Source organism: Pectobacterium peruviense (assembly GCF_003312355.2).
Lineage (GTDB): Bacteria > Pseudomonadota > Gammaproteobacteria > Enterobacterales > Enterobacteriaceae > Pectobacterium > Pectobacterium peruviense.
Genome location: NZ_CP161826.1, coordinates 1,493,320 through 1,508,072, shown reverse-complemented (window position 1 = coordinate 1,508,072; position 14,753 = coordinate 1,493,320). Strand labels below are relative to the sequence as shown.

General features: G+C 51.4%; 13 protein-coding genes. 3 read left to right on the top strand and 10 right to left on the bottom strand.

The features are described 5' to 3' along the window. Window positions 1-23: 23 nt before the first annotated feature. From arnF to DUT67_RS06790, 8 genes are all read right to left on the bottom strand, one after another. Window positions 24-416, bottom strand: a complete 393-nt coding sequence (gene arnF, locus DUT67_RS06825) for a 4-amino-4-deoxy-L-arabinose-phosphoundecaprenol flippase subunit ArnF (RefSeq protein WP_011094663.1) — start codon at window positions 414-416, stop codon at window positions 24-26. Beyond that, on the bottom strand, window positions 416-757 hold the full coding sequence (gene arnE / locus DUT67_RS06820) for a 4-amino-4-deoxy-L-arabinose-phosphoundecaprenol flippase subunit ArnE (protein WP_011094664.1): 342 nt from the start codon (window positions 755-757) through the stop codon (window positions 416-418). Before arnE ends, arnF begins: the two co-directional genes overlap by 1 nt. Continuing rightward, window positions 754-2,424 carry a lipid IV(A) 4-amino-4-deoxy-L-arabinosyltransferase gene (arnT, locus tag DUT67_RS06815; RefSeq protein WP_048261307.1) on the bottom strand — a complete coding sequence of 557 codons (1,671 nt, stop codon included), beginning with the start codon at window positions 2,422-2,424 and terminating at the stop codon, window positions 754-756. The genes arnE and arnT overlap by 4 nt, the downstream gene beginning before the upstream one ends. A gap of 17 nt (window positions 2,425-2,441) precedes the next feature. Then, entirely contained in the window at window positions 2,442-3,335 is an 894-nt protein-coding gene (gene arnD, locus DUT67_RS06810) for a 4-deoxy-4-formamido-L-arabinose-phosphoundecaprenol deformylase (protein ID WP_048261309.1), read from the bottom strand. Further along, on the bottom strand, window positions 3,332-5,353 hold the full coding sequence (gene arnA / locus DUT67_RS06805; RefSeq protein WP_048261312.1) for a bifunctional UDP-4-amino-4-deoxy-L-arabinose formyltransferase/UDP-glucuronic acid oxidase ArnA: 2,022 nt from the start codon (window positions 5,351-5,353) through the stop codon (window positions 3,332-3,334). Before arnA ends, arnD begins: the two co-directional genes overlap by 4 nt. Further along, on the bottom strand, window positions 5,350-6,333 hold the full coding sequence (arnC, locus tag DUT67_RS06800; RefSeq protein ID WP_015729905.1) for an undecaprenyl-phosphate 4-deoxy-4-formamido-L-arabinose transferase: 984 nt from the start codon (window positions 6,331-6,333) through the stop codon (window positions 5,350-5,352). Before arnC ends, arnA begins: the two co-directional genes overlap by 4 nt. Next, a complete protein-coding gene (gene arnB, locus DUT67_RS06795) occupies window positions 6,326-7,474 on the bottom strand; it encodes a UDP-4-amino-4-deoxy-L-arabinose aminotransferase (RefSeq protein ID WP_048261315.1) in 1,149 nt (382 codons plus the stop codon). Before arnB ends, arnC begins: the two co-directional genes overlap by 8 nt. A gap of 226 nt (window positions 7,475-7,700) precedes the next feature. Continuing rightward, a complete protein-coding gene (locus tag DUT67_RS06790) occupies window positions 7,701-8,867 on the bottom strand; it encodes a nucleotide sugar dehydrogenase (RefSeq protein ID WP_048261317.1) in 1,167 nt (388 codons plus the stop codon). Window positions 8,868-9,408: 541 nt separating this feature from the next. Here DUT67_RS06790 and DUT67_RS06785 point away from each other — a divergent pair. From DUT67_RS06785 to ybcJ, 3 genes are all read left to right on the top strand, one after another. After that, complete coding sequence (locus tag DUT67_RS06785) at window positions 9,409-10,956, top strand: sensor domain-containing diguanylate cyclase (RefSeq protein WP_113632262.1); 1,548 nt, start codon at window positions 9,409-9,411, stop codon at window positions 10,954-10,956. A gap of 118 nt (window positions 10,957-11,074) precedes the next feature. Then, a complete protein-coding gene (gene folD / locus DUT67_RS06780; protein ID WP_113632263.1) occupies window positions 11,075-11,938 on the top strand; it encodes a bifunctional methylenetetrahydrofolate dehydrogenase/methenyltetrahydrofolate cyclohydrolase FolD in 864 nt (287 codons plus the stop codon). A gap of 161 nt (window positions 11,939-12,099) precedes the next feature. Beyond that, the gene (gene ybcJ, locus DUT67_RS06775) at window positions 12,100-12,312 is read left to right on the top strand and encodes a ribosome-associated protein YbcJ (RefSeq protein ID WP_011094673.1); all 213 of its coding nucleotides are present in this window, start codon (window positions 12,100-12,102) and stop codon (window positions 12,310-12,312) included. 94 nt (window positions 12,313-12,406) lie between these two features. Here the strand turns inward: ybcJ and cysS are convergent, their stop codons facing one another. Both cysS and DUT67_RS06765 read right to left on the bottom strand, forming a co-directional pair. Continuing rightward, entirely contained in the window at window positions 12,407-13,792 is a 1,386-nt protein-coding gene (cysS, locus tag DUT67_RS06770) for a cysteine--tRNA ligase (RefSeq protein ID WP_113632264.1), read from the bottom strand. Window positions 13,793-14,091: 299 nt separating this feature from the next. Beyond that, a complete protein-coding gene (locus tag DUT67_RS06765) occupies window positions 14,092-14,523 on the bottom strand; it encodes a DoxX family protein (RefSeq protein WP_048261326.1) in 432 nt (143 codons plus the stop codon). Between the last annotated feature and the right edge of the window lie 230 nt (window positions 14,524-14,753).

The following is a 14,753-nucleotide window of genomic DNA, read 5'->3' as shown; positions in this document are numbered from 1 at the left end:
CTCAGACAGCAAGCACAGGCGGTTTACTTCGTCGCCTGTGCGTCGCGGCTAACCAGCCAAACCCCGAGAAGAATAATCAGAACGCCGAGGTTTTTACGCAGGCTCATCGGTTCATTCAGCCACGGCAGAAAAACCGCGGCAAGATAGACCACCGCATAGCTCAGACTAATCAGCGGGTAGGCACGGCTTAGCGGTAAATAGCGTAGCACCATGAACCAGCACACCATCGACAGGCCGTAGCAGATAATCCCGACCAGCACCGCGACAACCGGCCAGCCAGCCATCAGCGTGCTGAGCGATGGCCAGTGCGTCATGGAAATGCTCGGCAGCGCCAGCATCCCGCTTTTCATTAATACCTGGGCGGCACTAGCCAATACGAGGCTGGCAACGACCCAAAAATATCCCTTGTTCGTCATCACTCCCCCTGCATCAGATAGATACCGATGACAATCAGCGCAATGCCCCACCAGTGATGCCTATCCACGCGTTCGCCAAACCCATAGTGCGCCAGCAGCGTGACCAGAACAAAATTGATGCTCAGCAACGGGTACGCCACGCCGAGCGGGAGATGTTGCAAAACCAAAAGCCACAGCAGCAGCCCAATACCCAGCAGCAATGCCGCCAACATCAGCCACCCGAACGTCACCCGTTGACGCTGAGCCACGGGCAAACGCCGCCAGCATTCTGCCGCCTGTTTCTGGCACAGTTGCCCTAAGCTGGTCAGCAGACAGACGATGGCAACCAATAGATAACTCATGGCACGACCTGCTTATAAAACAGCAGCACATAGCGGTGCGATTTTCTCAACTGATTAGGGGCGGGCAGATTACGATATTCGTCATCACTGTCTCTGTCGGTTTTCAGCACCAGCGCAACATTCCCGCTACGTCGTTTATCGGCAAGCCAAGCGGGGAAAGCGCCCTCATCCACAAAGCGATCGGCAGCATCAGCATAGTCCAGCCCATAGTTCAGTTCGCCACGCGCCTTAAATAAGGTGATATCACTGCGCTTCAGTTCCCACGCCAGTCCGGCAGCCAGCCCCACTTCGTCGCTAAGCACATAGCGGCTATCTTCAAGCAACGGCTGGTGGCTACGAATAAAGGTTTGGGGATTCTTGGAATCAACCACACTCGCCGGAATACTCCCGCCAACGAGCAGTGCCAGAAAGAGCGGACAGCCCGCCACCAGATAGCCCCACGTCTGCTGTTTCCTCAAGCTAACAGCAGCAAAGGCTATCCAACCGATAAAGCAGACGATTCCCGATATGATGGTAAGGCCTTCTCCCGGTTGATAGAAATGCGGCACGACGATGCCAAGGCCAAGCGAGGCAACCGCAAGCCCCAACACGCCGCCAAAAGCAATATTGAGCCAGCTATTGATGCGCAATAGGCGCTCGCGCACTACGGGGGCCAGCCCAGAAACCCACGCCGCCATCAGCAGCGCCAGTGGTGCAAAGCACGGCAGAATGTAGGTCAGCAGCTTGCCTTTGGCGATGCTGAAAAACAGCAGCGGCATCACCATCCAACACAGCAAGAAGAACCGCTCTGGGTTCACTTTCCGTTCGGTCCAACCGCTACGTAACGCGCCCGGCAACAGCGCCAGCCAGGGGAATGTCCCCACAATCAGAAACGGTAAGTAATACCAGAACGGTGCCTTATGCTGCGCATCGTCTTCAGCAAAACGCTGGATATGCTCAATCCAAAAAAAGTAATGCCAGTAATCAGCTTCTCGTGCGTGCACCGCCAGCGCCCACGGCGCACTCAGCAGCACCGCGACAACAATCGCCAACGGCCCGAACAGCAGCAGCTCCTTGATACGCTTTTGCGCCAGCGCCACGGGCAGCACGCTGATCACCGGCAACGCCAGCGCCAGAAAGCCTTTGGTCATGAACCCCATACCGCAGGCTAGCCCCATCAGCCCCCAGGCCACTAGCCGTTCACGCGTCAGTTTTGCCCGTAGAATCATCGCGTGGCTGAACAGCGCCGCTGTCATCCAGAGCGTCACCATCGGATCGAGCACACTGTAAGTACCAATGCCATAAACAAGGAGTGACGTAAGATAGATCGCCGCCGCCAGCAGCGCCGTGCGCTGGTTTTTCCACAGCATCATCGCTAGCCAAAATACCAGCAACGCACTCAGCGCGGTAGAAAACACCGAGGCAAAGCGCACGGCAAAATTGGTATGACCTAGTAACCACTGACTCATGTTATTCAGCCAGTAGCCCGCGACAGGTTTCTCAAAATAGCGAATATCCAGCAAATGCGGCACAATCCAATCACCGCGCTGAAGCATCTCACGGCTGATTTCGGCATAGCGGGTTTCATCTGGCGACCACAGCCAGCGACCGTTAAGCGGCAGCAGGTAGAGCAAAGCAAACAACACCACTATCACAGTACTTTTCAGCTTGATCATGCTTTTTTCCATGCTGTCTCCTGCTTTATTTATTCTTCCGTTTGCACGCCAAGCCACCCTTCCCGTCCGGGAAACGGCGCGCGTTCAATCCGCCCGACGGGCAACGTAGTCGAATCATCAGGCAGTAACGAGGAAAGTGGACAAAATTCGATGTGCCGCTGACGGGCAAGAAGCAGTAACTGACGGAACAGCGCCAATTTCGCGCCTCCTTCAACCTCTGCGTGAATGGTATACACCGGCACGCCCCGATCCTGCTCGATTGCATCGAGAATAAAGTCGTTGAATTCGCCGTCACTCACGCGCTCACCAATAACCTCGTCATAGGTCGGCAGCGTTACGGGGATCTGCGTCGTGCCAAGCCCCCCATTTTTCAGTCGTGGCCGAAAAGGCTGGGTGCCGCGACAGTCACTGTTATAGTCCAAATTCCAGCGCTGCTTCATTTCAACGACGCGTGCATCGGCTCGCCAGCCCGCTACGGCGGAGCAGCGCACTGGCGATGGCAGAATCTGCGTTAGCGCATCCATGCCTTCATGGAACTGCGCTGCCAGCTGCGCATCCGACCAACGAGCGACATTCGCCTGCCAGCCATGATGATCCCAGGCATGTAACCCCACTTCATGCCCAGTGTCATGCGCCTGGCGGATTAACGAGCCAAACCGTGCGCCAATATGACGCCCCGGCCACGCTGTGCCAGCCAGCAAGATATCCCAGCCGTAGAGCGAGGCTGCGTTGGAGCGCAGCATCTTCCATAAGAAACGTGGGCGCAGCAGACGCCACAGGTGACGTCCCATGTTGTCCGGCCCGACGCTAAAAAAGAAACTCGCCTGGATATCAAACTCAGCCAGCACCTTCAGCAGCGCGGGTACGCCGTCCCGCGTACCGCGCCAGGTATCGACATCAATTCGCAGGCCAACACGCGTCATCCCTGCGCATCCGTGGCATCAGCGGTGTGCGGGACGTCAACGGTACGCAGAAAATAGTCCAACGTTTCCGCGACGGTTTGCTCCATCTTCACCGTCGGTTCCCATTCCAGCAGCCGTTTGGCGTTGCGAATGCTCGGCGTGCGGTGCGCCACATCCTGATAGCCTTTGCCGTAATAGCTGCTGCTTTCCACGTCAATAAATCCGGCAAACGGCGGGAAACGATCACGTAACGGGTGATCATTAAAGCTGGTGAGCAGCATTTCGCCCAGTTCGCGGATACTGGCTTCATTATGCGGATTGCCGATATTGATAATCTGCCCGTCACACTGACCGTTGCGATTTTCGATAACGCGAAATAGCGCTTCAATGCCGTCGTGAATATCGGTAAAGCAGCGTTTCTGCGCCCCGCCGTCCACCAGCTTGATCGGCGATCCTTCCACCAGATTGAGGATCAGTTGAGTAATGGCACGCGAGCTGCCGATCCGCGCGGCGTCCAGCGTGTCCAGACGTGGCCCCATCCAGTTAAACGGACGGAACAGCGTGAAGCGCAGGCCGTTTTTCGCGCCGTACGCCCAGATCACCCGATCCAGCAGTTGCTTGGATACGGAGTAGATCCAGCGCTGCTTGTTGATCGGCCCGACAATCAAGCGTGAGGTGTCTTCATCAAACTCTTTGTCATCACACATGCCGTACACTTCTGAGGTGGACGGGAAAACGATGCGTTTGTTGTAGCGTACGCAGTCGCGCACAATTTTCAGATTCTCTTCGAAATCCAGCTCGAATACGCGCAGCGGGTTACGGGTGTATTCGATCGGCGTTGCAATCGCTACCAGCGGCAGAATGACATCGCATTTCTTGATGTGGTATTCGATCCATTCGTTATGAATGCTGATATCACCTTCCACAAAATGGAAACGCGGATCGCCAAGAAAACGCGCGATGGCATCAGAGCTGATGTCCAGCCCGTAGATCTCATAGCGATCGTCGCGCAGCAGGCGCTCGGTCAGGTGGTTACCGATAAAACCGTTCACACCGAGGATCAGCACACGCGTGCGGCGTCGTTGCACACGGCTGGCGAGGTTACCCAGCCGCGCCTGTGGCACCATGCCCATTTCCGCCGCCAGTCTACTACCCGACATATACAGCCCGGTTTCACTCTGCCCGCTGACGATCTCAAGCGCGTCTTCACCACAGGACACCACCAGCGGCGAGGTCGAAATAATCAAGCCCGCATCACCGCCATGTGGATGATTAACGTTCACACGGTTGTTTTTAACCACACGGGCGCGCCAGATAATCACCTTGCGCTCGCCGAGAAACGTAAACGCCCCCGGATAGGGTTCCGTCACCGCGCGAATCAGGTTGTTGATCTCATGGGCGCTTTTTTGCCAGTCGATCAGACCATCTGCGGCCGTGCGACGACCGAAATAGCTGGCCTGGCTGTCATCCTGTGGCGTCAGCGCAATCTCACGCGAGCGAATCAGCGGTAACTGCTGCGCCAGCAAAGTGGCTGCGGCGGTACGACATTTGCCATGCAGCGTCAGCGCGGTATCTTCATCGTCAATCGCCACCACAGACTGCGCGACGATATCACCCGCATCAGCACGGGAAACCATCTTGTGCAGCGTAACGCCCGTTTGCGTTTCTCCGTTCACCAGCACCCAGTTAACGGGAGCTCGCCCACGGTAGCGCGGCAACAGTGAGCCGTGCAGATTAAATGCGCCAAACGACGGTAACTGAAGAATGTCATCGCTTAATAATGTGCGGTAATAGAAGGAAAAAATAACATCCGGTGCCAACTCTCGAATCCGGTTCACCCAGAGCGGATGGTTAATGTCTTCCGGTGCAAACACGGGCACATCCATCCCGGCAGCCGTTTTCGCCACCGACGCATAGAAGTGGTTTTCTCCCAGTGCATCGCTGTGTGTGAAGACCGCCTGAATCTCATAGCCCGCTAACGCCAACGCTTCAAGACCCACACAACCGATATCATGGTAGGCAAATACGATCGCTTTCATTCTTCTTCATCCCGTAAACTGGTGGTTAGTGGCGTTGCCGCACTCACTGTCTTTTGCACAAAATAGCGTGGCCGGGCACGCACATCGGTATAGATACGACCAATGTATTCGCCCAATAGCCCCATCCCGATGAACTGCGCACCGATGAACATGAACAACACGGCAAACAGCGTGAACACGCCCTCTGCCGCCCATTCCGCCCCTAAGAACAGACGCAGTCCGATCAACAGCAGTGCCAGCAGGAAGCCCGACAGCGCGACGACGCTGCCAATCAGGCTGAGTATGCGTAGCGGCGTTGTCGTCAGGCAGGTCAGCAGGTCGTACATCAGGTTAATTAACTTTAGAAAACTGTATTTGGACGTGCCAAACTCCCGCTCGGCGTGCAACACGTCGATCTCAATAGTTTTTCGTGCGAACGTGTTGGCAAGGATAGGAATAAAGGTGCTGCGCTCGTGACAGCGCAGCATCGCGCTGACAATGTGGCGACGGTAGGCGCGCAACATACAGCCGTAATCCGCCATGGATTTCCCAGTCGAGCGACGAATCATCATATTGATGGTTTTCGAGGCCAGTTTGCGGAACAGCGAATCCTGCCGATTGGCCCGCACGGTGCCAACCACGTCATACCCTTGAGACGCGTATTCAACCAGCCGTGGGATTTCCTCCGGCGGGTTCTGCAAATCTGCATCAAGCGTAATCACTACGTCACCCACCGCCTGCTGAAACCCTGCCATGATGGCCGAGTGTTGACCATAGTTGCGGTTCAGCAGCACGGCAATGATGTGGCTGTCCGGGTCGCTCGCCGCCTCGGTCAGCAGTTCCGCAGAGCGATCGCTGCTACCGTCATCAACCAGAATAATTTCCCAGGGTTTACCGATCTTCCGACAGGCCGCCAACGTGCGTTCAATCAGCACTGGCAGGCTCTCTTCTTCGTTATAAACGGGAATCACAACAGAAACATTTTTTATGTCATCAATCACGAACAGACTCCAGAATCGAGGTTAACGCCGCGACGACGCGATCGACATCGCTGTCTTGCATATCGGGGAACAGTGGCAACGTCATAAGCGACGCCGAATTCCACTCCGTTTCCGGCAGGTGCAAATGAGGGTAGCGTTCACGGTAATATTTCTGCGTATGCACCGCTCTGAAATGCAGTCCGGTGCCAATGCCGTGTGTTTGCAGTGCCGCCATCAGATCATCACGTGAAATACCGCACTGCGTTTCGTCCACACGCACCATAAACAGATGCCAGGCGTGCAGATGGGGATAATCAGGAACCGCCAGCGGCTGGAGCTGCAGCGAGTGCAACTGCGTGAGATAACGCGCGGCAAGCTGCTGACGGCGGGCGTTGATCGCTGGGAGTTTATTCAGTTGGACCAGCGCAATAGCCGCATTGATATCCGCCAGATTGTATTTAAACCCCGGTGCCACCACTTCGGCCTGCGGCTTGCGCCCCTGTAACTGCCGGTCAAACGCATCCACACCCAGCCCGTGAAATTTCAGACTGCGTATACGCTCGGCGAGTGCTTCGTCATCCGTCACCACCATGCCACCTTCCGCACAGGTGATATTTTTAATCGCGTGAAACGAGAAAATGGCAGTTCCACGCGCACCAATCCACTCACCACGGTATTGCGTACCGACGGCATGCGCCGCATCCTCAATGAGCGGAATGCCATAGCGTTCACTGAGTGCGCGCAGCGCATCCAGATCGGCAGGCGCACCGGCGTAATGCACGGGAATAATCGCTTTGGTCTTCGGCGTAATGGCGGCTTCAATATCCTGCGATCGCACCATCAATGTATGCCGATCCACATCCACCATCACCGGTTCCGCACCCAATAGCGTGATGATATTGACGGTTGAAACCCAGGTCTGGGACGGCGTAATAACCTCATCACCGGGGCCAATGCCGAGCGCCATCAGCGTAACGTGCATTCCGCCCGTCGCGGAGCTAACCGCAATCGCCTGTCGACACCCAAACTGCTGGCAAAAAGCCTGCTCTAACTGCTGACATTTCGGCCCCGTGGTTATCCAGCCAGAACGTAATACTTCTGCCACGGCAGCAATTTCCTCGTCGCCCATGGTCGGGCGGGAAAAAGGCAAAAAATCCGTCATAAGGTATTCCCAAAATAAATAATGGCGATAAATCATTATTCAGTAGTCTAAATAATGAAGCCTTAAGCCAACCTTAATTTATTGCGATAATCATAAAATCATAGATAAGCCACACGAAATGGCGAAGCCACAAAAAAGACATAGTTAATTACAATGCAAAAGTGAACTTTTTACGAATAGTCCAATATATAATAAAAATGTCGATTTATTGATTTACGACAAGAAATCAATCCTCACCGAATAAGTCTCGCGTATAGACTTTCCCTATTACATCTTTTAATTCATCGGCATAACGGTTGGTAATAATAATGTCACATTGCCGTTTGAAACTGTCGAGTTGATGAACGATTGGGAAATCTAAAAAGTTATCATCATCAATCCCCGGTTCATAAATCACTACATTGATTCCTTTCGCTTTTATTCTTTTCATAATGCCCTGAATGGAGGAAAAGCGAAAATTATCCGACCCCGCTTTCATGATGAGGCGATGGACGCCGACGGTTTTAGGGTGCCGACGGATAATCGTGTCGGCAATAAAGTCTTTCCGCGTATGGTTAGCGTCCACGATAGCCTTGATCAGGTTATTCGGAACAGTACGATAATTGGCCAGAAGCTGTCGGGTATCTTTCGGTAAGCAGTAGCCGCCGTAGCCGAAAGAAGGATTGTTGTAGTAATCGCCGATGCGGGGATCGAGACATACGCCTTCAATAATCTGCCGGGTATTCAACCCCAGCGATTCGGCATAGCTGTCCAGCTCATTAAAGTAGGCCACCCGCATTGCCAGGAAGGTATTCGCAAATAATTTTATCGCTTCGGCCTCTGTCGGGTCGGTGAAAAGCACGCGAATATCTTTTTTTAATGCACAGTCCATCAATAAGTTAGCGAAGAATCTCGCCCTTTCCGAACGCTCCCCAACGACAATTCGCGATGGATACAGATTGTCATACAGCGCCTTTCCTTCACGTAAAAACTCGGGCGAAAAAATGATATTATCTGTATCCAGCTGCTGGCTAATTTTCTCGGTGAAGCCAACAGGCACCGTCGATTTGATCACCATAATCGCCTGCGGATTAATCGCCAATACGTCGCGAATGACCGCCTCTACCGATGAGGTATTGAAATAGTTGGTTTGCGGATCGTAATCCGTCGGCGTAGCGATAATCACAAACTGCGCATCAGCATACGCTTCATTCTTATCCAACGTAGCCGAGAAATTCAGCGTTTCATGTTGTAAAAAGCGTTCAATCTCAGCGTCATTAATCGGCGATTTTCGTTGATTCAGCAACGCCACTTTTTCTGCCACAATATCCAACGCCACAACCTGATGCTGTTGTGCTAATAATAATCCATTCGATAAACCGACATATCCCGTTCCGCTAATCGCTATTTTCATGAAGAGCTCTTTATTTCATAAATGGCTAAAAACCTATTTCGCCGCAGTATCTTTTTTATTTCCTCATCTGAAAAGAGGGGTTGCATTTCAATTTATTTCCTACCTCACGATTAATGATCTCATCACTCACGAAGGCACCTCTTACTCATCAGTCGAAACGTCATGAACACCCTCTCATCATTAGCAACGCCGGTTAAACGCCAATTAAACATAGCGTATTTAATGATAAATAAAAATTTACTTACACCTTGTGACGTTTTTAATCATTAGCGCGAAAATAAATTTTCATGACGTTATGTAACAGGACGTCATTTATCTTAGATGATCTTTTCGAATAGACACGACAATACGCTTGATTTTGGCGTCTTTATCAATGGCACATGGAAGCAAAGGGATAACGATGCTGCTTTTTATAAAATCGACTGAAAGTTATGTAAAACCCAACAAAAAATCATAAGAAAATCTCATCAATAACAACGCAAATGGCAGGAACGTCTACACTTACCATCAGTCATTTCTTTGGCTAAGGATGGGAAAGACGATGAAGGCCAGCACGCACGAAAAAGCCAGCCAGTATCAAATGCCGCTCCAAAAATTGATGATTATATTTATGCTATTCATCATCACGGCGGTAGTGGCACTGAACGGATGGGCAGTATTCAATTCTCACCAACAGCTTATCGATTCCACAGAGCGAAACGCCAAAAATCTGTCGCTGTCACTGGCACGCCATGCCGAAGATACTTTTTTACAAGTCGACATATTGCTGCAAGATTTACAAGAGCGTATCGAGCAGGATGGTCAATCGTCCGTACAATTGAACCGATTAGGCGATATTTTAAGGAGCCGTAAGGCAACACTGCCACAGCTGCATGGCATCTTCATTTATGACGATAAAGGCGAATGGTTGGTGAACTCTGGGATAGCAAAACCGGCCAATGCGAATAACGCCGACAGAGAATATTTCAAATATCACCAGAATAACGTCAGTCAGGCCATGCACATCGGCAGTGTGATTCAAAGCCGATCTACCGGCGATCTGATCATTCCCGTCTCTATGCGTATCAGTAAGCCAGACGGCAGCTTTAACGGTGTGCTGCTCGCCACCCTCTCGTTGAACTATTTCAAACAGTATTATGGCTACTACTCCATGGGAAATATGGACGTGCTTGCCATTCTGCTTTCCGACGGCCGGATTCTGTACGGACGTCCTTACGACGATTCTTATATCAACCGAAATGTGTCGAGCGGCCCGCTCTTTTCAGAACACCTGAAACAGTCGGAAAGCGGAACGGCAACGTTTGTCTCTACGCTTGACCATGTCGAACGCATTTATGGCTACACAAAATTAAAGCGTTACCCCATCGTCATCGCAGCGGGTTTCGATCTTGGATTGGTTCTTAGTAAATGGAAATCGGACAGTCTGGTTTACGGTGCTATTACGTTAACCCTGCTCTTCACGATTATCCTGCTCGGTTTGATCGTACTGAGACAGATTCGTATGAATTTGAAAAATCAGATCGATTTAACCATCGTGCGTGATGAACTCACATCGGTTAACCACACCTTGCAGACGTTAGCGCTGTTTGATGGCCTGACAGGCTTAGCTAACCGCCGCCAGTTTGATATTTTCCTGCAACAAACCTTATTGCGAGTTGCGGAAACGCGGCAGTGTATGGCGTTGATCATGATCGACGTCGATGCCTTCAAAAAATATAACGACCATTATGGACATGTCGCCGGTGATGAGTGCCTGCGTAAGATTGGTAACGCCCTGAGCAACATGCCGAAACGAAAAGAAGATTTAGTCGCCCGCTATGGCGGTGAGGAGTTCGCTATAATCATCACCGATACGGATAAACAAGGCGCTACTACGCTCGCTCAGCGCGTACTGAATTCAGTGCGCGAGGAAAAAATCGCGCATGAAATGACGCTGTTCCCAGAGAAAATTGTCACCATTAGTGCCGGTGTGTATGTGTTCTGCGTCGATAACCCACCGCCAACAGCAGCATCCGTTATTGATATTGCCGATGCCGCGCTGTATCGCGCCAAAAATAGTGGTAAAAACCGGTTCGAGGTCAGCGAATAGCGAGATCAATCGCCATATAGAAACAATTAATGTTCACGCAATGCCTGACAGCACGCGCAGCTTCTGACAAAATAGCGGCCATCTCCCCCTATACTCCAATTGATGGGTCTCATCTCAAATGGCAGCAAAGATTATTGATGGTAAAACGATTGCGCAGCAGGTCAAAGACGAAGTTGCCGCACGAGTCACGCAGCGTTTGGCTGAAGGAAAACGCGCACCGGGTCTAGCTGTTGTGTTGGTTGGCGAGAATCCAGCGTCACAGATTTATGTCGCCAGCAAGCGCAAGGTATGTGAAGAAGTCGGCTTTATCTCTCGCTCTTACGATTTACCCATCACCACAACAGAATCAGAGCTGTTAGCCGTTATCGACCAGCTCAACGCCGATCAGACGATTGACGGTATACTGGTTCAGCTTCCGCTGCCGGAAGGTATTGATAACACCAAAGTGATCGAACGTATCGCCCCAAATAAAGATGTTGATGGTTTCCATCCTTATAACGTGGGTCGTCTCTGCCAGCGTGCGCCATTGCTACGCGCTTGTACGCCACGTGGCATCATCACGCTGTTGGAACGTTATAATATCGATACCTTCGGGCTAAATGCTGTTGTGGTCGGTGCATCCAATATTGTGGGCCGTCCGATGAGTCTGGAACTGTTGCTGTCAGGCTGTACCACCACCGTCACGCACCGTTTCACCAAAAATCTGCGTCACCATGTTGAAAACGCCGATCTGCTGGTTGTTGCAGTGGGTAAACCGGGCTTTATCCCTGGCGAATGGATTAAACCGGGCGCAATCGTGCTGGACGTGGGTATCAACCGTCTGGAAAGCGGCAAAGTTGTTGGCGATGTGGAATTTGAAACTGCGCAGGAAAGAGCGTCTTACATTAGCCCTGTGCCGGGCGGCGTCGGCCCGATGACCGTTGCCACACTGATTCAAAACACGCTACAGGCGTGCGAAGAGTATCATGACCACGCCGAATAATTGGCGATACCCGTCATACTTCAAGTTGCTTGTACGTTGACTGCCCTTACTCACCCCAGTCACTTACTTATGTAAGCTCCTGGGGACTCGTGCGGTTGTCGCCTTCACGCAACTCGGATTATTTAGGATATATTAGGTCAAACACCGATAAGCAGGAATTTATGGCAACGTTTAATCTTGAAAAGCATCCGCACGTTGAACTGTGCGATCTCTTGAAATTGCTGGGCTGGAGCGAAAGCGGCGCGACGGCTAAACTGGCTATCGCCGCAGGCGATGTGACCGTTGATGGCCAGACGGAAACACGCAAGCGCTGCAAGATCGTCGCTGGGCAAACCGTTCAGTTCAACGGCGAGACGGTAACTGTCGCCGAGTAATCCTTACAGCATCGATAATACCGAAAAAAAGCCCGCGATTATTCTGCGGGCTTTTTATTAGCTGAAAACGTCTTTACTGAAAAAGAGTTATTGGCTACTTACGGCGCCAGATCGTTCCCTGCGGGCCGTCTTCCAGCACGATCCCCATTTCATTCAACCGATCGCGTGCCTGATCCGCCAGCGCCCAATCTTTCGCCGCGCGTGCGTCTTTACGCTGTTGGATTAACGCTTCGATTTCTTTCACTTCGTCATCATCCACCTGCGCACCATTTTGCAGGAACTGCTCAGGATCCTTTTCCAGCAGGCCAAGCACGCCAGACAGTTTACGCAGCGCTGATGCCAGATGATTCGCCGCCTGTACGTCTTCCGCTTTCAGGCGGTTAACTTCACGCGCCATATCAAACAGCACCGAGTATGCTTCAGGCGTGTTGAAATCGTCGTCCATTGCTTCGCGGAAACGTGCTTCAAACTCATCACCGCCGTGCGCTTCAACGCTGAGATCCATCCCACGCAATGCGGTATACAGACGTTCTAACGCCGCACGCGCCTGCTTCAGATTGTCTTCACTGTAGTTCAACTGGCTACGATAGTGGCCTGACATCAGGAAATAGCGCACGGTTTCAGGGTCGTAATACGCCAGCACGTCACGTACGGTGAAGAAATTGTTGAGCGACTTTGACATCTTTTCGCGGTCAACCATCACCATGCCGGAGTGCATCCAGTAATTCACATACGGGCCATCGTGCGCACAGCTGGATTGCGCAATCTCATTTTCGTGGTGCGGGAACATCAAATCTGAACCGCCGCCGTGAATATCAAAGTGCTCGCCCAGTTGTTTGCAGTTCATAGCGGAGCATTCGATGTGCCAGCCGGGGCGCCCTTCTCCCCACGGAGAAGACCAGTGTGGCTCACCCGGCTTGGACATTTTCCACAGCACGAAGTCCATCGGGTTACGCTTCACTTCTGTAATTTCAACGCGCGCACCGGCTTGCAACTGATCCAGATCCTGACGAGACAGCACACCGTAGCCTGGGGCGGTATCAACGGAGAACATCACATCGCCATTGCTCGCTACATAGGCGTGGCGACGGGCAATCAACGTTTCCACCATTTCGATGATGTCGGCAATATGGTGCGTCGCTCGCGGTTCGGCATCAGGACGCAGAATATTCAAGGCATCAAAATCGGCATGCATCTCTGCAATCATGCGGGTTGTCAGTTGGTCACTGGTTTCCCCATTTTCGATCGCACGTTTAATAATTTTGTCGTCAATATCGGTGACATTACGCACATATTTCAGTGAATATCCCAGATACCGCAAATATCGCGCCACCACATCAAACGCCACGAAAGTACGCCCGTGACCGATATGACACAGGTCATAAACGGTGATGCCACACACATACATTCCCACCTGATCGGCGTGGATAGGTTTAAATTCCTCTTTTTGGCGACTCAGCGTATTAAAAATCTTTAGCATCAGGGCGTTCCAGTGTTTTTATAAAAATGGTTTTCACAAAAAAATGGTTTCACAAGAGTGGTGTTCACACAAGCATCGTGTTCGCACGATAGATCAATCACAGTGGCAGTTAACGTCAGTAACATCAATACATTCAGGGTTTATACCCCAACGACGTATTGAAACCTGAACCCTACTGTATTGCAAGGTTAAGAAGAGGGAATAAGCGAGAAAGGATAAAAATGAAATGGCCCGGAAAATCCGGGCCATTTCATACAATCGGCGTTACTGACGAAAAAATAATCTGCTGACAAAAACAATCAGCGCCAACGTGGATTCGACATCACAGAATATTTTCCGCTACCGAGCAAGGCAATAGCGATACCAGCAAAGAAGAAGACAGCCGTGCCTTCAACACCCCAGGCACCGGTTTTTTCCAGCGCAACGAAACCACCAGGGTGAACCAGCAACGTCGCGACGAGCATGGTGAAGGAGAAAATCAGCGCAGAAGGGCGTGTAAAAATCCCTAAAATCATCAGGATCGGTATGATGACTTCGCCGACGTAGACCCCGTAGCCAATAAAAGCAGGGAGTCCTGCTGAGGTCAGCATGCCTTCAATCGCGCCAATTCCGCCGTGCACTTTGTGCCAGCCATGAAACAGCATCAAAATACTGAAAGACACGCGCAGGAACAGCTTGCCAAAATCCGGTTTGTCTAACAGACGATTAACACCATCCAGAATACCCAGCATAGTTCACCTATCTCTTTAGAGTTATTTAAGAAGAATAAGAATTACTCTCAGATTAATCTGAGCAGCAAAAAAAGAACACGTTGATTACGCAAAACATTGATCTGGGGCAACAAAAATCTCATTCAAATTAATTAACTATAATTACATTAATTAATCAATTTATTTGTTTTCAAAAGTCTACATTGCGTGATCAAGGCATTATCAATGCCTATTTGACCACAGCACGCACT